This window comes from Streptomyces aidingensis (assembly GCF_900112355.1).
Lineage (GTDB): Bacteria > Actinomycetota > Actinomycetes > Streptomycetales > Streptomycetaceae > Streptomyces > Streptomyces aidingensis.
This window is the reverse complement of record NZ_FOLM01000011.1, coordinates 100,449-125,606: the sequence shown is the minus strand read 5'-3', so window position 1 is coordinate 125,606 and position 25,158 is coordinate 100,449. Positions and strand designations below refer to the sequence as shown.

Sequence of the window (25,158 nt, the reverse complement as noted above, 5' to 3'; positions counted from 1 at the left end):
GGCCGGATTTCAACCGGGCGGGCATCAACCGGTAGGGTGGACCGTCCGCCGGAGACCCGATGCGGGTGCCCGGGCGCTCGCGCCCCGCGCATCGCACCCCGGCCCGCCCCGCGGGCCGGGCCTCCCCGGCGGACAACGCATCGAACCTCCTGCCACGGACAGTCCGTGGCCGCCTGAGTCCGAAGGAGGTGGGTTCCACATGCGTCACTACGAGGTGATGGTCATCCTCGACCCCGATCTGGAGGAGCGTGCTGTCTCCCCGCTGATCGAGTCCTTCCTGTCGGTGGTCCGTGAGGCCAACGGCAAGGTGGAGAAGGTCGACACCTGGGGCCGTCGTCGTCTCTCCTACGAGATCAACAAGAAGCCCGAGGGCATCTACAGCGTGATCGATCTCCAGGCCGAGCCCGCCGTTGTGAAGGAGCTCGACCGTCAGATGAACCTGAACGAGTCGGTCATGCGGACGAAGGTCATCCGCCCCGCCACGCACTGAGTCCCGGCATGTCCGGGAGCTGTGTCAGAGCCACGCGTCATCATCGCAGCACCAGCAGTTAATTCCCGCCGAGAGGTTCCCCATGGCAGGCGAGACCGTCATCACGGTCGTCGGCAACCTGGTCGACGACCCCGAGCTGCGCTTCACCCCCTCCGGTGCGGCCGTCGCGAAGTTCCGCGTGGCGTCCACACCTCGTACGTTCGACCGGCAGACCAGTGAGTGGCGGGACGGCGAGCCGCTGTTCCTCACGTGCTCGGTCTGGCGGCAGGCGGCGGAGAACGTCGCCGAGTCCCTGACCAAGGGCACCCGCGTCATCGTCCAGGGCCGTCTGCGGCAGCGCTCGTACGAGGACCGGGAGGGTGTCAAGCGGACGGTCTTCGAGCTGGAGGTCGACGAGGTCGGCCCCAGCCTGCGCTACGCCACCACCAAGGTCAGCAAGTCCAGTGGACGCGGCGGCCAGGGCGGCGGCGGTTTCGGCGGCGGCCAGGGCGGTCAGGGCGGCGGCTGGGGCGGTGGCCCCGGCGGCGGTCAGGGCGGCCAGGGCGGCGGGCCCGCCGGGGACCCGTGGGCCACCTCCGCTCCGGCGGACGGCGGCCAGGGCGGCCAGGGCGGCGGCTGGGGCGGTGGCTCGGGCGGCGGCTACTCGGACGAGCCCCCGTTCTGATCCGCGGGACGGGGCGCACGGGCTCATCCCACCCACCCTCTTGTGAACTCAACGGAGAAGCACCATGGCGAAGCCGCCTGCGCGCAAGCCGAAGAAGAAGGTTTGCGTCTTCTGCAAAGAGAAGATCAGCTACGTCGACTACAAGGACACCAACCTGCTGCGGAAGTTCATCTCCGACCGCGGCAAGATCCGTGCCCGCCGGGTCACCGGCAACTGCACCCAGCACCAGCGCGACGTCGCCACGGCCGTGAAGAACAGCCGTGAGATGGCGCTGCTGCCCTACACCTCCACCGCTCGCTGAGGAAGGGTGACATCAGCATGAAGATCATCCTGACCAGTGAGGTCTCCGGTCTCGGCGCTCCCGGCGATGTCGTCGAGGTCAAGGACGGCTACGCGCGCAACTACCTGCTGCCGCGGCGGGTGGCCATCCGCTGGACCCGGGGCGGCGAGAAGGACGTCGAGCAGATCCGGCGCGGTCGCAAGATCCGCGAGATCGCCTCCATCGAGCAGGCCAATGACGTCAAGGCGCAGCTCGAAGGCGTCCAGGTGCGCCTGAAGGTGCGGGCCGGCACCGGCGGCCGGCTGTTCGGTTCGGTCACCCCCGCGGAGATCGCGGACGCGGTCAAGAGCGCGGGCGGTCCGGACATCGACAAGCGCCGGATCGAGCTGGGCCGGCCGATCAAGAGCCTGGGTGCCCACCAGGTGTCGGTGCGGCTGCACCCCGAGGTGCTGGCCAAGGTCAGCATCGAGGTCAGCCCGGCCAAGTGAACCCGCCGGCCGCCCGTGGGGCGGCCCGCACGGTGCCCGGCCCGGCCCGCCGTCCCGCGAGGGGCGGCGGGCCGGCCCCGTGTCCGGGGTGCTCGCGGTCAGGCGCGGACGGCACCGGTGACGATCCAGCGTCCGGTGCGGGCCCGCGGCCAGAGGGTGAGCCAGCGCACGGACATCATCAGCCCGGCGAAGGTCCACCACAGCGCGGCCAGGCCGCCGCCCAGCGCGGGCACCAGCAGCGCGACCGGGGCGAAGACGGCCAGCGTGAGCAGCATGGCCAGGGCCAGATAGGGCCCGTCCCCGGCGCCCATCAGCACCCCGTCCAGGACGAAGACCACGCCGCTGACCGGCTGGGTGACCGCCACGATCAGCAGCACCGGCAGCAGCTCCGCCCGCACCCGGGGGTCGTCGGTGAAGACGAGCGGGAGCAGTGGGCTTGCCAGTGCCACCAGCGCGCCCAGCACCGCCCCCGCGATCATGCCCCAGCGCACCATCCGGCGGCAGGCCGCACGGGCGCCCGCGGCGTCCCCGGCGCCCAGATGGCGGCCGATGATGGCCTGGCCGGCGATGGCGAGGGCGTCCAGCGCGAAGACCAGCAGCATCCACACGGTGAGGGCGACCTGGTGCGCGGCCATGGCGCCGTCGCCCAGCCGGGCGGCCACGGCGGTGGCCACCAGCAGCACGGCGCGCAGCGACAGGGTACGGATCAGCAGCGGGGTACCGGCCCGGGCGCAGGCCCGGATGCCGGCGGGGTCCGGCCGCAGCGAGGTGCCGTGGCGGCGCGCCCCGCGCACCACCAGCAGCAGATAGCCGGCGGCCATGCCGCACTGCGCCGCCACCGTGCCCCATGCCGAGCCGGCGATGCCCCAGCCCAGCCCATGGATGAAAAGCGCGTTGAGCGCGGCGTTGGCGGTGAAGCCGGCGATCGAGACATACAGCGTGACCCGGGTGTTCTGCAGGCCGCGCAGCACCCCGGTGGCGGCCAGCACGATCAGCATGGGCGGAATGCCCAGGGCGCTGATGCGCAGATAGGTCACGCCGTGCGGGGCGGCGGTGGGGGAGGCACCGAACGCCTCGACCAGCGCCGGCGCGGCGGGGATGACCGCGGCGGTGACGGCCAGGCCGATCAGCAGGGCGAGCCAGATGCCGTCCATGCCCTGCCGGATGGCGGCGGGCAGATCGCCCGCGCCGACCCGCCGGGCCACGGCGGCGGTGGTGGCGTAGGCGAGAAAGACGAAGATGTTGACGCCGGCGGTGAGCAGGGCGGCGGCCACCCCGAGGCCGGCCAGCTGGGGTGTGCCCAGATGACCGACCATGGCGCTGTCCGCCATGACGAACAGCGGCTCGGCGACCAGGGCCCCGAAGGCCGGCAGCGCCAGGGCGAGGATCTCGCGGTCATGGCGTCGGTGGCCGGCCGCGGCGGGACGGACCCTGGCCGGGGAGGGGCCGGCGACAGGTCTGGTCATGCTGTGATCCAAACATCCACAGGTAATAGATGCAATAGTCCCAAGACCCTTACTTCTGGGGAGTCGCGGAGGGTGACGGTGTGATCGTCTGCGGTCATTGACGTGCCCCCGACGGGAGTGCCGAAGTTTTTTCCGCCCACAGCCAGTGGATAAGAAAATCGCAGGTCAGTGAGGGTTTCTCTGGGGTGCTGCGGAGAAATCCACAGCGCTGTCCCCCGCTGCGTCCACAGATATCCGGCCGTCATCCACAGGCGGGGGAGCGTTGTCCACAGGGGTGGGGTGCGGCCTGTGGATAACCGGGTTGGCGGCCCCGGCCGCAGGCCATACCGTGAGTCCTCGCCCGGGTCCCGTCCCGGACTGTCAGACCCATGACCTACAAAGGTCTTCAGTGCGCGGCGAGCGGCGCGCGACGAGCGGCGGGGAGGAGGCCGGGCCGGTGGCCGAGCTTGAGCACGGCGGGCAGCCATGGGGCGACGGCGGTGTGTCCCGGCCCCGCCGCAGCCCCGAGCAGCAGCCTTCCGGCAATGGCGCCCTCCCCCCGGGGGACGAAGGCGAGGGCGCGCCCCTGGACCGCACCTTCGAACGGCTTCCCCCGCAGGACCCGGTGGCCGAGCAGTCCGTGCTCGGCGGCATGCTGCTCTCCAAGGACGCCATCGCGGATGTCGTCGAGGTGCTCAAACCGCAGGACTTCTACCGGCCGGCGCATGAGCTGATCTACTCCGCGGTGCTCGATCTCTACGCCAAGGGCGAGCCGGCCGACCCGATCACCGTGGCCGCCGAGCTGACCAAGCGCGGCCAGCTCGCCAGGGCGGGCGGCCCCGGTTATCTGCACACCCTGGTGCAGACCGTGCCCACCGCCGCCAATGCCGAGTACTACGCCGAGATCGTCCATGACCGGGCCGTGCTGCGCCGTCTGGTCCAGGCCGGCACCCGCATCACCCAGATGGGATACGCCGCCGACGGGGACGTGGACGACATTGTCAACGCCGCCCAGGCCGAACTGTTCCAGGTCACCGAGCAGCGCACCGCCGAGGACTACCTGGCGCTGAGCGAGATCATGGAGGGCGCGCTCGACGAGATCGAGGCCATCTCCACCCGCAGCGGCGAGATGACGGGCGTTCCGACGGGCTTCACCGATCTCGACGCCCTCACCAACGGCCTGCATCCCGGCCAGATGGTGGTCATCGCCGCCCGGCCCGCCATGGGCAAGAGCACGCTGGCACTGGACTTCGTGCGGGCCGCCTCGATCAAGTACGGGCTGCCCAGTGTGATCTTCTCCCTGGAGATGGGGCGGAACGAGATCGCCATGCGGCTGCTGTCCGCCGAGGCCCGGGTCGCCCTGCACCACATGCGCTCGGGCTCCATGACGGACGAGGACTGGAACCGGGTGGCCCGTCAGATGGCGGAGATCAACGAGGCCCCGCTGTTCATCGACGACTCGCCCAATCTGTCCATGATGGAGATCCGGGCCAAGTGCCGGCGGCTGGCCCAGCGCCACCACCTCAAGCTGGTGGTGGTGGACTATCTCCAGCTCATGTCCACCGGCGGCTCCCGGCGGCCGGAGTCCCGTCAGCAGGAGGTCTCCGAGATGTCCCGGAATCTCAAGCTGCTGGCCAAGGAGCTGGAGGTCCCGGTGATCGCCCTCTCCCAGCTCAACCGGGGCCCCGAGCAGCGCACGGACAAGAAGCCGATGGTCTCCGACCTGAGGGAGTCCGGCTCGATCGAGCAGGACGCCGACATGGTCATTCTGCTGCACCGGGAGGACGCCTATGAGAAGGAGTCGCCGCGCGCGGGGGAGGCGGATCTGATCGTCGCCAAGCACCGCAACGGCCCCACGGCGACCATCACCGTCGCCTTCCAGGGCCATTACTCCCGCTTCGTCAACATGGAGGGCGGCTTCTAGCCCCGCTGCTCCCCGTGTCCCGGCCGCGGCCGGAGCGGCCGGCGCGATGGAGGGGGTCTTGTGCGGCGGCGGTCGATGAGTAGGGTCAGTTGCCGGGTTCCGGAGCGTGCCCGTCCGCGGCGCACTCCGGGGTACGTGCCGGGTGAGCCGGCGGGCGCCGCGGCCGGTGTGCGGCGCGGCACAGCGGGTACGGCAGCGAGTACGGCGACGGCGGCTTCGGGCCGCGCCGCGGCGGACACGGCAGCGAGAACGGCAGCACCAGGATGAGCACGAACGGCACCGCATCCGGCGGCGTCCGGGGGGACGGTATGGCGGAGATCGATCAGGTGGGCCGGCAGCCCGCGTTCCCGGCCCCGCCCGAGCGGCGGGAGCGGGGCTCGGAGGACCGGCTGCCCGGCAGCGACGGCGAGCATCTGCTCCAGGAGCGGCTGGGCACGGTGGAGGACGCGGACCGCTTCTACGACGAGCAGATGCTCGACCATCTCAATGAACGCATGCGTGAGTTCGTCGGCCGCCAGGAGATGTTCTTCCTGGCCACCGCCGACCGGTTCGGCGAGTGCGACAGCAGCTTCCGGGCCGGGCCGCCCGGCTTTCTGCGGGTGCTGGACGAGCACACGCTGATCTACCCGGAGTACCGGGGCAACGGGGTGCACGCCAGTCTGGGGAACATCTCCGAGAATCCGCACGCCGGGGTGCTGCTGATCGATTTCGAGCAGGCCCGGATCGGCCTGCATGTCAACGGCCGCGCCTATCTGATGACCGAGGCCGAGGCGCGCTCCCGCTACACCGATCTCCCCGACGACCCGGTGCCCGGCCGGCAGGCCCGGGTCTGGGTGCGGATCGAGGTGGAGGAGGCGTACATCCACTGCGCCAAGCACATCCCGCATCTGGCGAAGTCGCCCCGCCGTACCCCGCGCGACTGGGGGACGGACGACTACAAGCGCAAGGGCGGCGATTTCTTCGGCGCGGCGCGGCAGGCCGCCGCCCGCCGGTCCGGCGGCGAGGGGACGCCGGCCGGGGCCCCGGAGACCCCGATGCCGGCGCCACCGCCGGCGCGTCGTCCGCCGCATCTCCAGCACGCCCACGGGGGCGCGCCGAAAGAGACCCGCCGGGCCCCGCAGCATCAGCAACCGCAACCGCAACCGCAACCGCAACCGCAGCCCGTGCCGGCCGCGCTGCCCGCGGTGCCCGGGCCCAGCGCCGAGGCCTGGCGGCAGGAGGCCATGCGGCTGCTCGCCGAGGCCGAGCGCCGGGGCAGCGGGGCGCCGCCCTCCGGCTGGTTCGGCGGCTCGGGCGACTCCCGGCGGCCGGCCGCCGGGGGCGCCGCCGACCCGGGCGAGGCCGCCCCGGCCTGACCCGCTGCCGATGGACCGCCGCGGGACCGCCGCGGTCAGCGCAGATCAGGGGCGAGCAGACCGACGACGCCGGGAACGTTGCGCGCCAGATAGTCGCGCAGCGTGCCGGGCACCAGGTTCACCGAGGTGAGCCCCTCGGGCGTGAAGGGCAGCCGCACGATCTCATAGCTGCCGCGCGGCTCCTCCACCTCCGGTCCGTGCCGCAGGGCCGGGTCCATGGAGGCCAGCCGGCAGACGAAGAAGTGCTGCACCTTCAGACCGGGCGGGGTGTTCTCGCCCGGCTCGGGCGCATGGCGGACGGTGTCCACAAAGGCCGGCACGGCGTCGTCGATCTTGGCACCCAGCTCCTCGTGCACCTCCCGGTGCAGAGCGGAGAGCACCGAGGTGTCCGTCGGCTCCACGCCCCCGCCGGGGGTGATCCAGTACGGCGCCATGCCGGGCTTGGTGCGTTTGATCACCACCAGCTCCGGCGTCGCGCCGGGCGGTCCGATGCCGTCGAGCAGGATGGCGCGGGCGGTGCGCTTGACCACATCGGCCGGGGCCGAGGTGCCTGCCGCGTCCCCGGCCCGCCCTGCCCCCGCCACCACAGGTTCCGCGTCAGTCATGTGAACCATCTGGCCCGCGGACCGGCCGCCGAAACCTTTCCGTGACCCGTCCTCCGCGTTTTCCGCACAGCTCCTCGGCGTCGGCCGCGCGAGGTATGGGCGGGGCGGCGATGGTGTGTCCGGATCCTGGCGGAGCGTGCACAAACCTGCCATCAACGGCGCGAATAGTGATGGTGCGCTGACCGCCGGTCATCTAAGCTGCTCGGTCCCGGGTCGCTCAAGCCGAGAGGGGGAGGCTTGAGCGACCCGTCCCAGGACCGGCCCGGAACCGGGTGCCTCAGGCCCCGGCCGCCTCGTCCAGCGCCCGCCGCACATCACCGACCAGGTCATCGGTGTCCTCCACCCCCACCGACATGCGGATGTAGCCCTCCGGGACGTCGTCCCCGCCCCAGCGGGCGCGCCGCTCGGCGGTGGAGCGCACCCCGCCAAAGCTCGTTGCCTCGTCGACCAGGCGCAGCGCCCCCAGGAAGCGCTCGGCGGCCGGCCGCCCGGCCGGCAGCGTGAAGCCCAGCACGCAGCCGTAGAAGCGCATCTGACGGGCGGCCACCGGATGCGCCGGGTCGTCCGGCAGCCCCGGGTAGCGCACCCCGCTCACCTCGGGCCGCTCCCGCAGCGCATGCGCCACGGCCAGCGCGTTCCGCTGCTGCCGGGCGAGCCGCAGATGAAGGGTGGCCAGTCCGCGGTGGGCCAGCCACGCCTCCATCGGCCCGGCGATGGCGCCGAACGTTTTGCGCCATTTCGCCACCGGTTCCAGCAGCCGCGGATCGCGCGCCGCGGCATAGCCCAGCAGCAGATCGGCATGGCCGTTGAGGGCCTTGGTGGCGCTGGCCACGGAGAGGTCGGCGCCCAGCTCCAGCGGGCGCTGCCCGAGCGGGGTGGCCAGGGTGTTGTCCACGGCCACCAGGGCGCCGTGCCGGTGGGCGGCCTCGGCCAGGGCGCGGATGTCGCACACCTCCAGCCCCGGGTTGGAGGGGGTCTCCAGCCACAGCAGCCGGGCGCCGGGCAGCAGGCCGTACACCTCGTCGGTGCCGGTGGGCGCGGTGCGGACGGTGATCCCGGCGGTCTCCAGGTGTTCCCGCACGCTGCCCAGCAGGTAGTAGCCGTCACCCGGCAGCACCGCGGTGTCGCCCGGCCGCAGCAGGCCGGTCAGCACGGCCGCGATGGCGCCCATGCCGGAGGCGAAGACCAGGGCGGAGGCGGGGACGTCCGGTGACTCCAGCTCGGCGATGGCCTGCTCCAGGGCCCGCCAGGTGGGGTTGGCGTCCCGGCCGTAGCTGTACTCGGCACCCGCCGGATCGCCGGGCAGATGGAAGTGGGAGGCGAAGACCGGGCCGGGCAGCGGTGCCGCATGGAGCCGGGCCTCCGGGACCCCCGCCCGCACCGCCCGCGTTCCGTCCCCGACGCCGCTGCCGCTGCCGCTGCCGCTGCGGTTGCCGCTGTCGCCGCCGCTGTCGTCGCCGACGCCGTCCTGCGGGGCGCCGATGGGGTCGCTGGTCATGGGGCCGCCTTTCTCGCCGGGGTCGCGGGGCCGGGCGCCGTCGGCCCCGGGAGCGGCCGGGGCGGCCGGACGCACGGCGTCGGACAGCGAATCACACCCGCGGCCGGCCGGCCCCGCGGGAGCCGCTCAGCCGGTGAGCGCGGCGCGCGCCGCGGCGCCGCACTGGGCCCCGTAGCCGGCGCCGAAGAGGGCGGCATGCACCAGCAGATGGTGCAACTGGTGCAGCGGACGGCGCCGTTCCCGCCCCGGCAGCGGACGGATCTCGGCATAGGCGGCCAGGATGCGCTCCAGATACGGGCAGCCGAACAGCTCCAGCAGCGCCAGATCCGTCTCCGGGTGCCCGCCCTGCGCGGCCGGGTCGATCAGCCGTCCCCGGCCGTCCGCGGACCACATCACATTGCCGTGCCACAGATCGCCGTGGATCAGCGCGGGCGGCTGCGGCGGGCCCGCCACCTCCTCGATCCGCGCGCACAGCTCCTCCACCACACGGGCGTCGCCGCGGGCCATCGCCCCCCGGTCCACCGCCAGGCGGAGGGCGGGCAGCAGCCGGTGCTCGGCGTGGAAGACCGGCCAGCCGGCCGGATCGGCATCCGGCGGATAGGGAGCGCTCAGCGGCAGCGGCCCCAGGTAGCAGGGACCGGCGGGGCCCGGCGCCCCCGGCGTGCCCGGGGTCTCCGGCGCTGCCGGGGCGGCCGCGGCTGCGGCCGTCCGCGCCGCCCTGGCCGCTCCCGCCCCGGCTCCGGCGGCGGCGGCTTGGCCCGGCCAGCACGGGCCGGGCAGATTGCCCCACTGCGGTGCCGCCGAGCAGTGCAGCGCGGCCAGCTCCCGGCCCAGCCGCTCGGCCTGGGCGGCGTCCGGCGCGCCGGCCCGTACGAACTCCAGCACCAGCACCCCGGCCCGTACCGCCAGCACCCGGGGGACCGCGACCGCCCCGGTGGCGGCCAGGGCGCGCAGCCCGGCGGCCTCGGCACGGAAGAAGTCCGCGGGCGCTCCGGCCAGGGTCTTGGCGAACACCGTCCGGCCGTCGGCCAGTTCCATGCGGTACGCATCGCAGATGTCGCCGCCGGAGAGCGGCCGGACCGCCCGCACCGCGGAGCCGGTGGCCGCGGCGACCTGCTCGGCGGGCCCGGACCGGCCGGTGCCTGGCACCGGCGGGCCGCTGGGGTCGGCCGCCTCGGCGCTGAGCGGGCGCTCCCCCGGCATCCCCGCCATCAGGGGGTGGGGTCCTTCTCGGCGAGCGGTTCGCCGAGCTGCTCGGCGACCGCTTCCAGCAGGCCGGGCATGGCGGCCTCGATCAGCTCCAGGCATTCCTCGAAGCCGCTGTCCGGGCCGTAGTACGGATCCGGGACATCGACGTCGGGCCCGTCGGGCCCGTCCGGGCCGGCCGCCGGGTCGAAGGAGCGCAGCAGCCGGATCTTGAGGATGTCCTGGTCGGTGGGCGCCATCCGCAGCAACTGCCGCTGGTGGCCGCGGTCCAGCGCGACGACCAGGTCGTAGCGGCCGAACCAGTCCACCCGGAACTGGCGGGCGGTGTGCCCGGCGTCGTATCCGGCGGCGAGCAGCGCCGCGGTGGCCCGCGGATCCGCCGGTTCGCCGGTGTGCCAGCCGCCGGTGCCCGCGCTGGCCACCACCACCCGGCCGTCCAGGCCGCGGTCCGCCAGGGCACGCCGGAAGACCGACTCCGCCATGGGGGAGCGGCAGATATTGCCGGTGCAGACGAAGCAGACGCGGTACCGGGACACGGACATGTGCGTCAGCTTACGGCTCCGTGGCCCGGCCGTGGCCTGGCCGGCGGCCAGTCAACAGCCGCATGCCGGATCACCCCGCCGGGGGAGCCGCCGCCCGCCGCGGTCAGTCCTTGTCCAGCACCGCATTGACCGCCCAGGAGACGATGGAGACGATCAGCGCGCCCAGGAAGGCGGCCCAGAAGCCGTCCACCTGGAAGGCGTCCCCGGCCAGCCAGCCCGTCAGCCACAGCATCAGCGCGTTGATCACCAGGGTGAACAGCCCGAGCGTGAGCAGCAGCAGGGGGAAGGCCAGGAACTTCACGATCGGCTTGACGACCAGGTTCACCAGGCCGAAGATCAGCGCGACGATCGCGAGCGTGAGGACCTTGGAAGCCGTGGTGGAGTCCTCGTCACCCAGGGTGATATCGGGCACCAGCGCCCATGCGGCGGCCAGCGCCAGCGCATTGGCCAGGAACTTGATGAGTAGGCTCATGTACGTGATCGTTCCAGACGACACCGGACCTCGGGCAAGGGGCAGGCAGGCATGAAGGCGTTCCGGCTGGACGAGTTGGAGGCCGAACGGCGCGCCAACGAGGGCGCGTATCTCCAGTTTCTGCGCGAGCGGAACATGTCGGTCGGCCTCTACGCGCTGGGCGCCGGGGAGACCGACTCGCAGCAGCCGCACCGCCAGGACGAGGTCTATGTGGTGATGAGCGGCCGGGCACTGCTGACCGTCGGGGACGAGACCGCCACCGTGGCCCGCGGCAGCGTGGCCTATGTGCCGGCCGGGGTGCCGCACAAGTTCCACCACATCAGCGAGGATCTCCGGGTGCTGGTGGTGTTCTCTCCTCCGGAGAGCTGAGCCGGTCCCCGGTGTCCCGTAGGGGGAGGTTCAGGGAGGGACCGGGGCCGTCGGCCCTCCCGGTGGGCGCGGCCCGCGCCTAGCATCGAAGCCAGAAGAAGGCTTGCAGACGACTCCGGCCGCCCGGCGGCGGGCGCCGGGACGGACAGGAGCGGGGCATGAAGGAACTGTTCATGACGCTGCCGTGGTGGGTGCGCTGGGTGGCGATACCGGTGATCGCGGTGGTCGTCTTCGGCGGCCTGCTGCTGAACCTGCTGTCGTTCCTGGTGTGGCTGGCGTTCAAGATCCTGGTGTTCACCGCGCTGGTGGCGGTGCTGATCTTCCTGGTGCGGAAGTTCTCCTCGTCCTCCTCGGGGAAGTCGCGCGGAGACTGGTGACGCATACCGCGGCGGGCGCGACGGCCCCGCCGCGGAAACCTGTTCGAGGGGGCGTGTTGCCCCCGGAGCCGGGAGGGGACGAGTGGGTTCCCGTTAGCCTGGCCACGTGACTCAGCGGCAGGACCGCGGCGCGACCGCCGGGCGGCGGGCCCGCGGGACGGGGCGCCCGCTCCCCCTCCCCCTTCACTTCCCACTTCACCTCCCCCTTCACCGCGGCTCTCAGCGCGGCCTTCGCCTCGCTCGCTCCCGCCCCGAGCGGTGCACGCCGGTCCACCAGCGCGCCATGTGGCGTACGGACGGCAGCTCCGCATCCGGTGCCGCATCCGGTGCCGCATCCGGTGCCGCGGCCACCGCCCGGCGGTCCGCCGGGGAGCGGCCCTCGCGACCGCCGCGACTGCCGTGGCTCTCCCGTCCGTTGGACGCCGTCGTTTATCCCCGTTGCTTCCGGGAAGGCGAAGCCCAGGTTCCGCTCACCCTGGCCGGCCATCGCTGTCCGCCGGCCGTCGAGCGGGCGGAGCCCCGGGTGAGCGGATATGCGCAGGCGTCGGCATGCTTCCGTCACCCGGTGCGCCGGCCGGCCCTGCGCCCGATGCGGGAAGGGAGTGAACTTCCGCGTCGCCCGGGGTGGTTGTGGCGCCGCACACCGGTCAACGAGACAGCCGAACATGCGCGGGGAACCGCATCGGACTCCGCACCGGCCACCATGTGTGGCACCGACAGCTTCAAGAGCGTCTGAAAAACACCGCCTTGTCTGCTTCATATAACCGTTATACGGTCGTAATAATGACAAAGGCGACGAAACAGCCAATCCCTCACAACAGTCGGGAACGGGGGTCAGCACCATGAGCACATCCGTCACGGCACACGTCACGATGGATCTGGAGATCTCGGAGGAGCTCGCGTTCCGGACTCCGGTGGAGCTGCACTACACCAGCGCCGATCCGTACGCGGTGCGGCTCACCTTCACGCTGGCCGGCGATCCGCCGGTGAGCTGGGTCTTCGCCCGGGAGCTGCTGGTCGACGGGGTCAGCATGCCCACGGGCGACGGCGATGTCCGGGTCAGTCCCTGCCGGGCCGAGCCCGGCATCGGCGCCGCGCCCGGCCCTCAGCCGGCTCCCGACGGCGCCTGTCCTCCGGACCGGGTCCGGATCGAACTGCGGGTCGGCGCGGAGCAGGCGGTGATGTCCATGGGGACCTGGCCGCTGCTGGCCTTCCTCGACCGGTCCTCGCGGCTGGTGCCGCTCGGCCGGGAGACGAGCTACCAGGACATCAACGCCGCGCTGGAGCGGATTCTGTCCTGCGAGTCCCCCGGATGACCACCCCGGCCGCGTCGCCCGGCTAACGGGCGGCGCGCCGGCGGTGGCCGCGGCGCGGCGCAGCGGGCCGCCCCCCGGGCTCCCGGCCCCCGGCCGTGCCCGGCGGCCGGTCGGCGCTCACCACCAGCGCCGCAAGCAGGGTGGTCATCGGCACCGAGGCCACCAGCCCGATGGACCCCACCAGCGTCCGTACGATCTCCTCGGCCACCAGCTCGCTGAACGCCACCGTGGTCACCTGCTGCTGCGCGATCGTGAACAGCAGCAGCAGCGGCAGCGCGGCCCCGGCGTAGGCCAGCACCAGGGTGTTGACCACCGAGGCGATGTGGTCCCGGCCGATCCGCATCCCGGCCCGGTACAGCTTGACCCAGCTCGCGCCCGGCTCGGCCAGCCGCAGCTCCCAGACGGCGGAGGTCTGGGTGACCGTCACATCGTCCAGCACGCCCAGCGAACCGATCAGCACCGAGGCCAGCAGCAGGCCCCGGATCTCGATGTCCGGGTAGAGGCTGTGCACCAGGCCGGTCTGGTCGCTGGTGTTTCCGGTCAGATGCGCCCAGTCGATGAACAGCCAGCCCAGGGCCCCGATCAGCAGCAGCGACAGCAGGGTGCCGATCACCGCCACCGAGGTACGCGCGTTGAAGCCGTGCACCAGATAGAGCGTGGCCAGCATGATGACGCTGCCGCCGATCACCGCCACCGCCAGCGGATGGGAGCCGTGCAGGATCGCGGGCAGGATGAACAGCGTCAGCACGGCGAAGCTGATCGCCAGGCCGACCAGCGCCATCAGCCCGCGCATCCGCCCCACCAGCACCACCGCCACCGCGAACAGCGCGGCCAGCGTCGTCACCGGCACCGAGCGCTGCACATCGATGATGCTGTACTGCAACTCCTCCGGGGCGTCCGGGGCGTAGGCCACCAGCACCTCCTGCCCGGTGGAGAACCGCTGGGTGGCGTCCGGCGGCACCACCTCGTCGAAGGTGCGGCCGGCGTGCGGGCCCGAGGTGACCTCCACCGTGGCCAGCTCGCAGGGCCCGGTCACCCCCTCCTGCACGGCCACCCCGAGGTCCGCGCACGGCTCCTCCCGGACGGCCGTCACCCGGGCGTCCTCGATCTGGCGGTCGAAGCCGACACCGGTGCGCTGCCCCTCGCCCGACTCGGGGGCGCCGCCGGCCGGCCAGAGCACGATCAGGCCGATGCCGACCAGCACCGCGAACGGCAGCAGGGCCAGCGTGATCAGGCGGCGCAGATGGCCCGAGACGGGCGAGGGCGGTCCGTGCTGATGGGTGTGGCCGTGCGGATGCGCCCGGGGATCGAAGGCGTCGTCCGGCGGCCGGTTGCGGGGGGACTCCGGAAAGCTCACCGTGCGATCATCCCAGGAGACCCGCCTCTCTCAAGGGAGGTCCGGCCCCACAGTCGCCCCGCCCCACTGTTGACCGGAGGCGGTGTGCCGTTACCGTGAAACTGCACGTATGTGATCGCGGGAGCTCCGAGCACGGGGCTGAGAGGGCGCTGGGCTGCGCCGACCGCCGAACCTGTTACCGGGTAATGCCGGCGTAGGGAGTGGGTCTCATGACCAATCAGGATGCACAAGCACGCGCGGAATCGGCGCGGTCAGCGGAAGCCGTGGGGGCCTGGCACAAGGGCTACCTGTCCGGCTCCCGGCCCGACCTGCGGGTCCCCGTGCGCCGGGTGCACCTCACCAATGGCACGGATCTGACGCTGTACGACACCTCCGGTCCGTACACCGATCCGGCCGTGCCGACCGATGTCCGCCGCGGGCTGGAGCCGCTGCGGCAGAACTGGATCACCGAACGGAACGACACCGAGGAGTATCCCGGCCGGGCGCCGCGCCCGGAGGACGACGGAATCCGCCACACCACCCCGCGCGGCGGCGAACTGCGGAATCTGGACGCGGTCTTCCCCGGCAGACCGCGGCTGCCGCGCCGGGCCAGGGACGGCCGTGCCGTCACCCAGCTCGGCTATGCCCGGCGGGGTGAGATCACCCCCGAGATGGAGTACGTCGCCCTGCGCGAGAACGTCTCCCCCGAGGTGGTCCGGGACGAGATCGCCGCCGGCCGCGCCGTGCTGCCCGCCAACATCAACCACCCCGAGACCGAGCCGATGATCATCGGCAAGCGGTTCCTGGTGAAGGTCAACGCCAATATCGGCAACTCCGCGGTCACCTCCTCCATCGAGGAGGAGGTCGAGAAGATGACCTGGGCCACCCGCTGGGGCGCCGACACCGTGATGGACCTCTCCACCGGCCGCAACATCCACACCACCCGGGAGTGGATCCTGCGCAACTCCCCCGTCCCGATCGGCACCGTCCCCATCTACCAGGCCCTGGAGAAGGTCGACGGCCGGGCCGAGGAACTCACCTGGGAGATCTACCGCGACACCATCATCGAACAGGCCGAGCAGGGCGTGGACTACATGACCGTGCACGCCGGAGTCCTGCTGCGCTACGTGCCGCTGACCGCCCGCCGCAAGACCGGCATCGTCTCCCGCGGCGGCTCCATCATGGCCGCCTGGTGCCTGGCCCACCACCGGGAGAACTTCCTCTACACCCACTTCGAGGAACTCTGCGAGATCCTGCGGGCCTACGACATCACCTACTCCCTCGGCGACGGGCTGCGCCCCGGCTCCATCGCCGACGCCAACGACGACGCCCAGCTCGCCGAACTGCGCACCCTGGGCGAGCTCAACCGCATCGCCAAGTCGCACGATGTGCAGACCATGATCGAGGGCCCGGGGCATGTGCCCATGCACAAGATCAAGGAGAATGTCGAACTCCAGCAGGAGCTCTGCGACGAGGCCCCGTTCTACACCCTCGGCCCGCTGACCACCGACATCGCCCCCGCCTACGACCACATCACCTCGGCCATCGGCGCCGCGATGATCGCCTGGTGGGGCACGGCCATGCTGTGCTACGTCACCCCCAAGGAGCACCTCGGCCTGCCGGACCGGGACGACGTCAAGGCCGGCGTGATCGCCTACAAGATCGCCGCCCACGCCGCCGACCTGGCCAAGGGCCACCCCGGCGCCCAGGAGTGGGACGACGCGCTCTCCGACGCCCGCTTCGAGTTCCGCTGGGAGGACCAGTTCAACCTGGCCCTCGACCCCGACACCGCCCGCGCCTACCACGACGAGACCCTCCCCGCCGAACCCGCCAAGACCGCCCACTTCTGCTCCATGTGCGGCCCCAAGTTCTGCTCGATGAAGATTAGTAAAACCGTTATAGAGCGCTTCGGTCCCGAGGGCTCCGAAGCGCTCACGGATGAGCAGGTGGAACAGGGGATGCTGGAGAAGTCCAGAGAGTTCGCGGAGTCGGGCAACCGGCTCTATCTGCCCCTGGCCGACTGACCCGCGCAGAAGCGCCGGATGGTCGCTCGTCGGCGGGCCGCTACCGAGCTGGTGGCGGCCCGCCGTGGCTTTATCGTCATTTTCACGAGAAGTGCTGTCCGCCGGACTTGCGCGGCGGGTACGTTCTGCTGCGTGGCTACTGACGACGAATCGACCGCGTGGCTTGTCCACGGTGAGCGGATCATCTACGACAACGAGTGGATCAAGGTCTTCCTGACCGATGTGGAGCTGCCGGACGGGGACCGGTTCGAACACCATGTGGCCAAGCTCAAGGCGGCGGCCATGACTGCCCTCATCGACACCCAGGACCGGGTGTTGTTGATGTGGCGGCACCGGTTCGTGTCGGACCGCTGGGGCTGGGAGCTGCCCGGCGGCCTGGTGGACGAGGGTGAGGACCCGGAGGACACCGCCTTGCGGGAACTGCTGGAAGAGGTCGGTTACCGCCCCGCCACCTTCCGGCACGTCGCGCGCTTTCAGCCCATGGTCGGCATGGTCGATTCCTGGCATGACGTCTTCGTCGGGGAGGGCGCGGTAAAGATCGCCGAGCCTACCGAGAAGACCGAGATGCAGCGCATGGAGTGGGTGCCGCTGTCCACGATCATGCAGAAGATCGCGGATGGGGAGATCTGGAACTCCGGCACGCTGGTGGCGCTCCTCTACGTCCTGGCCGAGCGCGGGCAGCGGGGCGCCGGGTCATAGCCGCTGAGTCAGGTTCTCCACGCGGCGGCGCTGCCGGGCCGAACCCGCGATGTCGACCAGCCTGCGGGCCTGCTCGATGTGCGTGCGTGCCTCGGCGGCGTCGCCGCGTGCGATGAGTGCTCCGGCCAGATCGACGCGCAACCCGGCCTCGGCACGCGTGAACGTGCCGTTGCCCATGCCCGCGAGGGCCTGCGTCAGGTCCTCGATCGCCTGCGTGTCGCCCAGGGCCGCGAGCACGCTGCCGCGCCACCGGGCCAGATGGACCAGGTTGAGGGCGAGGTAAGGCAAGTCGGGGTTGCTGCTGTCGGTCGGGAGGGTGCCGGCTGCGGCATCCATCGTGCGCAGTGCCGTGGACTGATTGCCCAGTCCGGCGTGTGCCTCGGCCTCGGCGGCGTACAGCCATGCCCGGAGCAGGGCCGGTAGCCGCTGCCGCTGGGAGTGGTGGGCGTGTTGGATCAGGTCAAGGGCCTGCCCGGCACGCTGAAGGTCCAGCAAGACGTACGCCTGCTCGGCCGTGGCGAACGCGAGCAGCATGGGGTCGTCTGCTTCGCGGGCGGCGGCCTTCGCTCGCTCGAAGTGCTCCCACGCGTCGCGCAGCGACCCGGTGTCGATGGCCTGCCAACCGGCCAGGGCCGACGCATCCGCGAGGACGTGAGCGAGTCCGGCCCGTTCGGCGTGGAAGATGCCGAAGCGCAACAGCTCCTCTGTCTGGCGCAGATGTGCCGTCATCTCCTCGGCCAGGACAGCCGCGCCCAGCTTCCGGTCCTTCAGGCGGATGAGATCCGTCTGTGTCCTCATGCCGCGGATCAGCTCGGCGTCCACGCTGCGCGCGGTCTCCAGCCGCAACAGCAGTTCGGCCGCCTCCTCGTCGGCCTCGGGCTCGGGCTCGGCGGCGCCGTAGCCGAGATCCTCGGCCGTGCGGCCGTACACCTCGCACAGCAGCGGCAGATAGAAGTCGTCGGGGACGGCATGGCCGTTCTCCCAACTGGCGATTCGCCGGCTGATGCTCTCGTCCTTGGGCAGGGCGTAGCCGTGCCGCTGGGCGGCGGCCCGGATGCGCGCAACAAGCTGCGACTTGGTCCATTGCCGCTCGGTACGCGCCTGCCGCAACACCCGGCCACGCGTCGTGCTCATCGCATCTCCCCCACGGGGTGACGGGGTGACGCGTCACCCCCTCGTCGCGTTGTGTCATCTTCCGCCACTGGTGTGCCTGGGTCAACGCTGTTCAACAGAACGCAGTCACGGCGGCTGCCGAACAGCAACCAAGGTGCGTGATGCATGTGGCAGGAGTGAACGACCGGTGCGCCATGCCCAGCCCGTACAGGGCTGGAAGGGAGGCGTGCGGCAATGCCCGGTGACGCGGGAGCGCACACGTCCGGCCCCTCCGGCGATGCCTGGTACGAAGCCCGCGCGGCGGCCTTCGCGCTGCGCGACCAGCTCACCGCGGCAGGGCTCCACCGGAGTTTCCCGTTCCTCCAAGCCGACGTGAACGTCTTCGGCCACGGCTTCGTGAACGTGGGCCGCACCAACCCGGCTGCCGCTCAGCGGCTCGCCGACCTGCTCAAAGCCGCTCGCGACGCGATGGGGGAAACCGCCTTCGCGGACTTCCGTCACGAAAGTTCGCAGTGAAAGAAAAACCCCGCAACCGGGCGAACGGTTCGGGGCACGGCCAACGCTGAACAGGAGCGTCAACATGCCGAAGTCTATCGGCCGGCTCATCACACCGCTGCTGCATCTGCTGTTCCCTCCGACCGGCCGCCGCCGGGCGCGCGCCTGCCCCTCACCCACGGGTGAGGACGCACCGACCATGCCGCTTCCGCGCGCCGTCCGGCCCGCGCCCCGCCTGCTGGCGACACTCGCCGACGAGATGCCCCTCGTCCGCCCCTATGTGCTCAGTGCGGAGGAGCGGCGGGAACGTCGCCTCCAGCGCGAACGTCGCCGTTCACTGTGGCTGGCTGCTCATGGCATCGACTCCGGACCTCGCTTGATTCACGGTGTGGAGGTGGCCCGGTGAGCAGCGGCATCACCTACAAGCCCGGAACCATGGTCCGTGACATGACCCGGGACAGGATCGCCTGTGTCATGGAGTCCCGGGGCAACCTGCTGTGGCTCCGGCGGCCGGAGGGCGGCCGGGAGTGGGAGGCGCGGCCGGAAGAGGTCGAACCGATCAGCGCCAGCGAGTCCCTGCGCCCTCGCGTGGCAGAGGCCAACCGGCGCTCCCGGGAGGCGCTGTGACCGTCCGGACGGTGATCAAGTCCGCTGAGTGGACTCTGAGCCACGACACCGGCGAGGGCGTTCCCCGCGCGATCTACAGCGCCGAGTGCCTGAACTGCGGGCGGCAGTCCGCGGCTGTCGACAACGAGAGCCTGCCCGTTGAGGTCTGGGCACTCAAGCACACCGGTCTCAACCCGCAGCACCGGGAGTTCAAGCTCACCACCGAACTGTTCTGGCGCGTCGATCCGGCCCCGGGCAACCCGTACCGGGAGCTGAACCAGCCGGAGACGTAGCCGTCTCGATGACTCCCCCGGTCCATCCGCACCGGGGGACGGCGGACGGCCCTCCGCCGTAACAGCGGGCCGGCTCCCGCAAGGTGGCTCCTCCCGGGAGCCGGCCCGCGCAACAACCGCATACGCAAGACCGGACCACCCCCGCGCCTGCCAGCAACCGGGGTGGTCCGGAGGGATCGCTCAGGACCCCGGTGCCGATGGTATCGGGGTCGCGGTCGTGGTGATCAAGACCGCATCTCCCCGGATCGACTTCAAGTCACTTGGGAGTAAGGGGAGTCAGGCGATGCAGGACCCGAACGCGGACGGACCGGCTCAGGAGCAGTTCGACCCTGATGCCGCGCTGTGGACGCCCGGGGTTGACTACGTGGCCGGCTGGCGTGATGCCAGGGCCGCCGTGGTGGCCTTGGCCGACGCGCTCAGGGCTGCGGGTGTCGATGCCGACGCCTGGCGCGTCCAGGCGGACACCGCGGCCGACGGCTCGGGGCGGGTCCGGCTGGTGTGCTCGTCGGCTGCCGCCCGTCGTATCGCCCTGCTGGTCTCCTCCGGCCGGGAGCACGGGGCAGGTCAGGGCGTCTGACGCGTCGTGCCGTTGTGGGCCGCTGCGTATCGGCGGGAGGTCGGTGGAGCGGGTTTGGGCGGTGTCCTGCCCGGGGTGGGGTCGGGCATGTCCAGGGGGCCGTACGCTGCTTCCGCGAGATCGGGCGGGGCGGAGCCCTGCCCGGTGTATCCGGCCGATTGGCCCCCTGGGCTTGCCCGACGCGGGTCCCGGTCCGGGCAGGTGCGTAAAGCCGTGGAGCCGAGCGGCAGTGACCACCGATGTCTTTGACCCGGGGGCGGGCTGGTCCGGTGTGGCCGGCGGCGCCGGGGCGGGACCGGCCGTCAGGCCGCATGCCCGGCCCGGGCGCCGGGCCGGCGGCGCGCCGCCAGGCGCGCCCTTGAGGAAGTGAAGAAGAGTTTCGACAGCTCGGCCGGTCAGTCGTGAGCGGCGGTGTCGGCGGTGATGCGGTAGGTGGCGCGGGTGGTCTCGCCGCTGGTGTGGAGGTCTTCGAGGATCAGCGGGCCGGTGTTGCCGTGGGTGACGCGGGTGGTGTGGAGCAGCGGGGTGGCGTCGGGGAGGTGCAGGGTGGTGCGTTCGTCGGGGCGGGGCATGCGGGCGCTGGTGGTTTCGGTCCAGGCGAGGGTGTGTCCGGCCTGGGCGAGCAGGGTGTAGATGCGGTCGGGGTCGGTGTCGGGGTGGTCGGCCAGTTCGGTGCCTTCGGCGGTGGCGAACGGGATCAGGGTGCGGTGGGCGATGCGGGCGCCTGCCGGGGTGGTGTAGAGGCGGTCCACGCCGAAGAGGGCTTCCCCTTCGTCGAGTTCGAGGAACGGGGCGGTGTGGGTGTCGGTGTGGGTGCGGTGGATGTGCGGGGTCTCGGCGAGAGTCCAGGTGCTCAGCTCGGTGGTGTAGGTGCCGTCCGTGTTGTGGGTGATGGTGCGGGTGAGGGTGGCTGTGGTGGTGGGGGTGGAGCGGACGTAGCTGCCTTTGCCGTGGATGACTTCGATGAGTCCTTCGGCGCGGAGGGCGGCGATGGCGTTGCGGACGGTGGGGCGGGAGACCTGGTAGCGCTCGATGAGCTGGGTCTCGGAGGGCAGGGGGGTACCCGGGGGGAACTCGCCGCTGGTGATGGCGTCGCGCAGGGCGGCGGCGACCTGCTTGTAGAGCGCTGAGGGGCGCTGGATCTCTGCCATGGGCGGGCTCCCGGGGTGGTGTGGGCCGTAGGCACGGCTGTTGTCACTCGTCAGCATAAGTTGTTGCGTCTTCGGTTCCAAGGGGTGCATACTCGTCACTCGTCATGACGAGTGACGTCCTGATGGGCAGGGCGTCCGTGAGTGGTTGGAGGACCACCGACATGCAGTCCATCCCTGTGGACACCTCGCGTCTGGGCGTACTGCGGTGCGCCGTGGCGCCGGAAGTCAAGATCAGCAATTACGAGACGGGGGAGGTGAAGAAGGACCGGGAGGGCAACCCGGTGTGGACCGTGGGCGTGCTGGTACGGCAGGACGGCCGGCGGGCCTCGGTCATCGAGGTGGCCGTCACCGGTGAGCCCAAGGGCATCGAGGAAGGCACGGCGCTGGCGATCACCGGGCTGGAGGCGTTCGCCTGGTCCATGGGTGAGCGGCACGGGGTCAGCTTCCGGGCCGCCGCGATCACCCCGCTCCCTGTGACCGGGGGCACCAAGGGCGGTGAGCGGTGATGGAAGCCGTGCTGTTCGCCTTCGCGTTAGGGGCGTTGGCCTGGCTGCTGGTGGTCGGCCGGGAACTGCGGCAGCGGCGCCCTGACTGGCACTGGTACCTGACCGGCTACCCGCTGATGGCCGCGCGGGCGGTGTTCACCTGGCGCAAGGTCGCGCAGCTCAACGACCTGTCGGTGTCCTACCGGCCCTCGCGGCGGGTGTTGGGTGATGTGGCGGTCAAGGGCGAGCCGCTGCGCGCCACCGCGCCGCGCATTGGCTTCCCCGCACCGCGCCGGGACGGGCTTGAGCTGCGGGTGCGGCTGCATCCGGGGCAGACTCCGGCGCCGTTCCTCACGGCGGCCGATGCGCTGGCCCATGCCTGGCGGGCGCACGCGGTGCGCATCGTCTCCCCCGAGCGCGGATCAGTGGTGATCACTGCGACGGCACGTGACCCGCTGGGGGAGCTGCGTCCGTCCGGTGGTGTGGAAGAGGAGCTGCTGCGGGCGGAGGTCGGTGCGCTGGAGACCGGCCGGGCGTGGGTGATCGATTTCCGGGCCGTGCCGCACTGGCTGATCGTCGGTGCCACCCGGTCGGGCAAGTCCACTCTGCTGGCCCGTCTGGTGGCGCGGCTGGCTCCCCAGCCGCTCGCCCTGGTGGCGGTGGACTGCAAGGGCGGCATGGAGCTGGGCCTGTTCACCGAACGGCTCTCGGCCCTGGCCACCTCCCGGACCGAAGCGGTAAGACTCTTCGGCGCGCTGGTGACGGAACTGCGGGACCGGATGGAGGTCTGCCGCGCGGCCGGTGCCCGCTCCATCTGGGAACTGCCGGACAAGCTGCGGCCGGTGCCGGTCGTGGTCCTGGTGGACGAACTGGCGGAGCTGTATCTGACCGGCGGAAGCCGGGAGGAGCGGGCGGAAGCCGAACAGTGCTCCACCTACCTGCTGCGCCTGGCCCAGCTCGGTGCGGCCCTCGGTATCCATCTGGTGGTGGCCGGGCAGCGGGTCGGCTCCGATCTCGGCCCCGGGGTGACCGCGCTGCGCGCTCAGCTCGGCGGCCGGATCTGCCACCGGGTCAACGATCCCGCGACGGCCGAGATGGCCTTGGGGGACTTGAACAAGGATGCGGTGGCCGTGGCTCAGGCGATCCACCTTCGGGAACAGGGCGTCGCGGTCACCACCGCGGACGGGGCCGGCTGGGTGCGGGCGCGCTCGTATCCGACCACCCCGGCCGAAGCCAAGGAAGCCTCCCTGCGCTACGCCTCCCGCAAGCCCTGGCTGCCCTTCCTCTGCCTGGACGCGGAAGGGGGTGAGGAGAGGTGAACGCCGCGATGCCGCTGGTGGTGGTCCTGGGCATCATCACCGTCCTGCTGGTCCGCTCCCGCGACGTCCGCACCTGGGAGGCCGTGATCATCGGCCTGTTCGGCTTCTACGTCGCCATGACGCCGATCGGCTGGGCCGTGATCGGAACCGTCAACTGGCTCCTCGGCGGCCTCGGCTGACCGGGCAGAGAAAGAGGCAACCAGCCGTGACCATGCGCCGGGTGCGCTGCACCGACTGCAAGGGCGAGGGCTCCCGCCGGACCCGGACCGGCCGTCGCCGCCGCTGCCGGATCTGCCGGGGCACCGGCTCCATCCGCTGAACCGTCCTGCACAGCGCTGAGCAAGAGAGGTGATCGCCATGACCACGCGCCACATGCCCACCACCGCCCCGGCCGCCTCGGCGGCCCACCCCGGAAGGGACCCACCCCCATCACCGCGGACCACACCCCGGCACACAGGCGCGCCGCACCCGACCAGGCGGCGCGCCTGCGCCACCTCCCCGACACCGAACGCGACATCATCCGCCTGGCATCCGACCCGCGCTTCACCCGCTGGCTGGAACAAGTCACCGCAACCGGCGCCTGCACGCACCCCATCCACCTGGCCGGCTCCACCACCGTCCACGACAGGGCCACCGGCGAAGTACTCCACCACTACGACACCACCGGCGAACCCGGCGAACGGCTGCTCATCCGTTGCCGGAACCGCCGCGCGAGCATCTGCCCCACCTGCTCACGACTGCACGCCGGAGACACCTACCACCTCGTCCGGGCCGGACTGACCGGCGGCAGGAACGTTCCCGGCACTGTCCGGGACCACCCCCGGCTGTTCGTCACCCTCACCGCTCCCAGCTTCGGCCCGGTTCACCGCAGCACCGACGGGCAGCCCTGCCGACCGCGACGCGGCGGCGCACGATGCGGCCACGGTCGGCCACTGGCATGCCGGGAACAGCACGCCCCACAGGAACCGCGCGTCGGGCAACCGCTGTGCCCGGACTGCTACGACTACCCCGGACACGTGCTGTGGCACGCGCACACCGGACGGCTGTGGAAGGCGATCACCGACAACCTCTACAACCACCTTGCCGCTCGCACCGGGCGGACCCGCGGCGGCGTGCGGCGGGCAGTACGTATCTCGTTCGCCAAGATCGCCGAGTACCAGAAGCGAGCGGCCATCCACCTGCACGCCGTGCTACGAGTGGATGGTGGGGAAGGGCCGGGCAAGCGGCCTCCGCCGTGGGCCGACGCGGCAACCCTGGCCTCGGCAGTCCGCAGCTCCACGGCGGCCGTCCGGTTGGCCATCCCCTACACCCCGGCCCTGGGCGAGCGGGAACTGTGCTGGGGCACGCAGCTCGACATCCGCCCCTTGCGGGCCTTCGGGGACGACGAATCCCTGACCGATGACGCCGTAGCCGCTTACGTCGCCAAATACGTCACCAAGGGAGCAGACGAGACCGGGGCAGGGCTCGACCGCCGGATCAGGCAGCCGGAGGACATTGCGACGGCGCGGGTCTCGGCGCACGTCCGGGCGCTCATGGGAACGTGCTGGCGTCTGGGCGGCCTGCGGGAACTGGGCGCGCTGAACCTGCGCGCCTGGGCGCACACCCTTGGGTTTCGGGGGCACATCCTCACCAAGTCGCGGGTGTACTCCACCACCTATGCCGCGCTGCGGGAGGAGCGTGCGGAGCACCAGCGGGGCGAGGACGGTGGCCCGGTGCCGGCGGGGCTGGATGCGGAGACCGTTTCGGCGTGGCGGTACGTGGGCTCGGGGCACTCGCCCGGCGGTGCCGCGCTGGCTGCGGGGATCGCCGCTGATCTCGACCGGAACCGCGAAGAGGTACGGGAGATCAGGGGCGGCCCTTGGTGAGCGGTGCCGAGAGCCGCCCCCGGGCGGGGGAGCCGGAGACGGGGCGGCTCTCGGCGGCGGAAGAGGAAGCGGAACGCGTGCGGGGGTGGATACGGCGGCATGTGCGGGAGTCGCCGCAGTTCTCGGATGCCCAGTTGCAGCGCATGGGGCAAATCCTCGGCGTC

The 25,158-nt window shown here is 71.7% G+C and carries 29 protein-coding genes; 20 read left to right on the top strand and 9 right to left on the bottom strand.

Annotation, left to right across the window (positions count from 1 at the left end; all coding sequences use genetic code 11):
• The first annotated feature begins 199 nt into the window (after positions 1 to 199).
• The 4 genes from rpsF (at position 200) to rplI (ending at position 1,922) form a co-directional block, all read left to right on the top strand.
• On the top strand, positions 200 to 490 hold the full coding sequence (rpsF, locus tag BM242_RS19725; RefSeq protein ID WP_093840193.1) for a 30S ribosomal protein S6: 291 nt from the start codon (positions 200 to 202) through the stop codon (positions 488 to 490).
• 82 nt (positions 491 to 572) lie between these two features.
• The gene (locus tag BM242_RS19720) at positions 573 to 1,154 is read left to right on the top strand and encodes a single-stranded DNA-binding protein (protein ID WP_093840192.1); all 582 of its coding nucleotides are present in this window, start codon (positions 573 to 575) and stop codon (positions 1,152 to 1,154) included.
• Between the two features lie 64 nt (positions 1,155 to 1,218).
• The gene (rpsR, locus tag BM242_RS19715) at positions 1,219 to 1,455 is read left to right on the top strand and encodes a 30S ribosomal protein S18 (protein ID WP_003978893.1); all 237 of its coding nucleotides are present in this window, start codon (positions 1,219 to 1,221) and stop codon (positions 1,453 to 1,455) included.
• A gap of 17 nt (positions 1,456 to 1,472) precedes the next feature.
• Positions 1,473 to 1,922 (top strand): 50S ribosomal protein L9, encoded by a 450-nt coding sequence (rplI, locus tag BM242_RS19710; RefSeq protein WP_093840191.1) that lies wholly within the window; start codon positions 1,473 to 1,475, stop codon positions 1,920 to 1,922.
• Positions 1,923 to 2,020: 98 nt separating this feature from the next.
• On the opposite strand, the gene BM242_RS19705 is transcribed toward rplI, so the two are convergent.
• On the bottom strand, positions 2,021 to 3,388 hold the full coding sequence (locus BM242_RS19705) for an MATE family efflux transporter (protein ID WP_093840190.1): 1,368 nt from the start codon (positions 3,386 to 3,388) through the stop codon (positions 2,021 to 2,023).
• Between the two features lie 436 nt (positions 3,389 to 3,824).
• Here BM242_RS19705 and dnaB point away from each other — a divergent pair, with 436 nt between their 5' ends.
• The gene (gene dnaB, locus BM242_RS19700) at positions 3,825 to 5,291 is read left to right on the top strand and encodes a replicative DNA helicase (protein WP_093840287.1); all 1,467 of its coding nucleotides are present in this window, start codon (positions 3,825 to 3,827) and stop codon (positions 5,289 to 5,291) included.
• Positions 5,292 to 5,599: 308 nt separating this feature from the next.
• Positions 5,600 to 6,646 carry a pyridoxamine 5'-phosphate oxidase family protein gene (locus tag BM242_RS19690; RefSeq protein ID WP_093840286.1) on the top strand — a complete coding sequence of 349 codons (1,047 nt, stop codon included), beginning with the start codon at positions 5,600 to 5,602 and terminating at the stop codon, positions 6,644 to 6,646.
• 35 nt (positions 6,647 to 6,681) lie between these two features.
• Here the strand turns inward: BM242_RS19690 and BM242_RS19685 are convergent, their stop codons facing one another.
• The 5 genes from BM242_RS19685 to BM242_RS19665 form a co-directional block, all read right to left on the bottom strand.
• Complete coding sequence (locus BM242_RS19685; protein WP_093840285.1) at positions 6,682 to 7,251, bottom strand: NUDIX domain-containing protein; 570 nt, start codon at positions 7,249 to 7,251, stop codon at positions 6,682 to 6,684.
• 277 nt (positions 7,252 to 7,528) lie between these two features.
• Positions 7,529 to 8,749 (bottom strand): cystathionine gamma-lyase, encoded by a 1,221-nt coding sequence (locus BM242_RS19680; RefSeq protein WP_093840283.1) that lies wholly within the window; start codon positions 8,747 to 8,749, stop codon positions 7,529 to 7,531.
• A 126-nt stretch (positions 8,750 to 8,875) separates the two neighbouring features.
• Positions 8,876 to 9,961, bottom strand: a complete 1,086-nt coding sequence (locus BM242_RS19675; RefSeq protein WP_245834289.1) for a fructosamine kinase family protein — start codon at positions 9,959 to 9,961, stop codon at positions 8,876 to 8,878.
• The gene (locus BM242_RS19670; RefSeq protein ID WP_093840188.1) at positions 9,961 to 10,497 is read right to left on the bottom strand and encodes a low molecular weight protein-tyrosine-phosphatase; all 537 of its coding nucleotides are present in this window, start codon (positions 10,495 to 10,497) and stop codon (positions 9,961 to 9,963) included. Before BM242_RS19670 ends, BM242_RS19675 begins: the two co-directional genes overlap by 1 nt.
• Positions 10,498 to 10,600: 103 nt before the next feature.
• Complete coding sequence (locus BM242_RS19665) at positions 10,601 to 10,969, bottom strand: phage holin family protein (RefSeq protein ID WP_093840187.1); 369 nt, start codon at positions 10,967 to 10,969, stop codon at positions 10,601 to 10,603.
• A gap of 51 nt (positions 10,970 to 11,020) precedes the next feature.
• Here BM242_RS19665 and BM242_RS19660 point away from each other — a divergent pair, with 51 nt between their 5' ends.
• The 3 genes from BM242_RS19660 to BM242_RS19650 all read left to right on the top strand — a co-directional run bounded on the left by BM242_RS19660 (position 11,021) and on the right by BM242_RS19650 (position 13,031).
• Positions 11,021 to 11,338 carry a cupin domain-containing protein gene (locus tag BM242_RS19660; RefSeq protein ID WP_093840186.1) on the top strand — a complete coding sequence of 106 codons (318 nt, stop codon included), beginning with the start codon at positions 11,021 to 11,023 and terminating at the stop codon, positions 11,336 to 11,338.
• A gap of 158 nt (positions 11,339 to 11,496) precedes the next feature.
• Positions 11,497 to 11,715, top strand: a complete 219-nt coding sequence (locus tag BM242_RS19655) for a DUF5326 family protein (RefSeq protein WP_093840185.1) — start codon at positions 11,497 to 11,499, stop codon at positions 11,713 to 11,715.
• Positions 11,716 to 12,557: 842 nt separating this feature from the next.
• Positions 12,558 to 13,031, top strand: coding sequence for an SsgA family sporulation/cell division regulator (locus BM242_RS19650; RefSeq protein ID WP_093840184.1), 474 nt, complete (start codon positions 12,558 to 12,560; stop codon positions 13,029 to 13,031).
• A gap of 22 nt (positions 13,032 to 13,053) precedes the next feature.
• Here the strand turns inward: BM242_RS19650 and BM242_RS19645 are convergent, their stop codons facing one another.
• Positions 13,054 to 14,388 carry a YibE/F family protein gene (locus BM242_RS19645; protein WP_093840183.1) on the bottom strand — a complete coding sequence of 445 codons (1,335 nt, stop codon included), beginning with the start codon at positions 14,386 to 14,388 and terminating at the stop codon, positions 13,054 to 13,056.
• A gap of 209 nt (positions 14,389 to 14,597) precedes the next feature.
• Between BM242_RS19645 and thiC the strand changes: the two genes are divergently transcribed.
• Together thiC and BM242_RS19635 are read left to right on the top strand one after the other, a co-directional pair.
• Positions 14,598 to 16,391 carry a phosphomethylpyrimidine synthase ThiC gene (gene thiC, locus BM242_RS19640; RefSeq protein WP_093840182.1) on the top strand — a complete coding sequence of 598 codons (1,794 nt, stop codon included), beginning with the start codon at positions 14,598 to 14,600 and terminating at the stop codon, positions 16,389 to 16,391.
• Between the two features lie 132 nt (positions 16,392 to 16,523).
• A complete protein-coding gene (locus BM242_RS19635; protein ID WP_245834288.1) occupies positions 16,524 to 17,090 on the top strand; it encodes an NUDIX hydrolase in 567 nt (188 codons plus the stop codon).
• Here the strand turns inward: BM242_RS19635 and BM242_RS19630 are convergent.
• Positions 17,085 to 18,224 (bottom strand): NsdA family TPR-like regulatory protein, encoded by a 1,140-nt coding sequence (locus BM242_RS19630; protein ID WP_093840180.1) that lies wholly within the window; start codon positions 18,222 to 18,224, stop codon positions 17,085 to 17,087. The two genes, BM242_RS19635 and BM242_RS19630, sit on opposite strands and share 6 nt — an antisense overlap.
• Before the next feature lie 213 nt (positions 18,225 to 18,437).
• Here BM242_RS19630 and BM242_RS19625 point away from each other — a divergent pair, with 213 nt between their 5' ends.
• From BM242_RS19625 to BM242_RS19605, 5 genes are all read left to right on the top strand, one after another.
• Entirely contained in the window at positions 18,438 to 18,719 is a 282-nt protein-coding gene (locus tag BM242_RS19625; RefSeq protein ID WP_093840179.1) for a hypothetical protein, read from the top strand.
• Positions 18,720 to 18,783: 64 nt separating this feature from the next.
• Positions 18,784 to 19,104 carry a hypothetical protein gene (locus BM242_RS30425; protein WP_245834287.1) on the top strand — a complete coding sequence of 107 codons (321 nt, stop codon included), beginning with the start codon at positions 18,784 to 18,786 and terminating at the stop codon, positions 19,102 to 19,104.
• Positions 19,101 to 19,325: a hypothetical protein gene (locus BM242_RS19615; protein WP_245834286.1), complete on the top strand. Its 225-nt coding sequence runs from the start codon at positions 19,101 to 19,103 to the stop codon at positions 19,323 to 19,325. Before BM242_RS30425 ends, BM242_RS19615 begins: the two co-directional genes overlap by 4 nt.
• Before the next feature lie 11 nt (positions 19,326 to 19,336).
• Positions 19,337 to 19,597 carry a DUF7848 domain-containing protein gene (locus BM242_RS19610; RefSeq protein ID WP_139238377.1) on the top strand — a complete coding sequence of 87 codons (261 nt, stop codon included), beginning with the start codon at positions 19,337 to 19,339 and terminating at the stop codon, positions 19,595 to 19,597.
• Positions 19,598 to 19,880: 283 nt separating this feature from the next.
• Complete coding sequence (locus BM242_RS19605) at positions 19,881 to 20,174, top strand: hypothetical protein (RefSeq protein WP_093840177.1); 294 nt, start codon at positions 19,881 to 19,883, stop codon at positions 20,172 to 20,174.
• A gap of 395 nt (positions 20,175 to 20,569) precedes the next feature.
• Here the strand turns inward: BM242_RS19605 and BM242_RS19600 are convergent, their stop codons facing one another.
• Positions 20,570 to 21,325, bottom strand: coding sequence for a GntR family transcriptional regulator (locus BM242_RS19600; protein WP_093840176.1), 756 nt, complete (start codon positions 21,323 to 21,325; stop codon positions 20,570 to 20,572).
• A gap of 161 nt (positions 21,326 to 21,486) precedes the next feature.
• Between BM242_RS19600 and BM242_RS19595 the strand changes: the two genes are divergently transcribed.
• The 4 genes from BM242_RS19595 to BM242_RS19580 all read left to right on the top strand — a co-directional run bounded on the left by BM242_RS19595 (position 21,487) and on the right by BM242_RS19580 (position 24,994).
• The gene (locus BM242_RS19595; protein ID WP_093840175.1) at positions 21,487 to 21,831 is read left to right on the top strand and encodes an SCO3933 family regulatory protein; all 345 of its coding nucleotides are present in this window, start codon (positions 21,487 to 21,489) and stop codon (positions 21,829 to 21,831) included.
• Positions 21,831 to 23,129 (top strand): FtsK/SpoIIIE domain-containing protein, encoded by a 1,299-nt coding sequence (locus tag BM242_RS19590; RefSeq protein WP_093840174.1) that lies wholly within the window; start codon positions 21,831 to 21,833, stop codon positions 23,127 to 23,129. Before BM242_RS19595 ends, BM242_RS19590 begins: the two co-directional genes overlap by 1 nt.
• Positions 23,126 to 23,308, top strand: a complete 183-nt coding sequence (locus BM242_RS19585; protein ID WP_107365151.1) for a hypothetical protein — start codon at positions 23,126 to 23,128, stop codon at positions 23,306 to 23,308. The genes BM242_RS19590 and BM242_RS19585 overlap by 4 nt, the downstream gene beginning before the upstream one ends.
• Before the next feature lie 156 nt (positions 23,309 to 23,464).
• Positions 23,465 to 24,994: a replication initiator gene (locus BM242_RS19580; RefSeq protein WP_342746986.1), complete on the top strand. Its 1,530-nt coding sequence runs from the start codon at positions 23,465 to 23,467 to the stop codon at positions 24,992 to 24,994.
• Positions 24,995 to 25,158 lie beyond the last annotated feature (164 nt).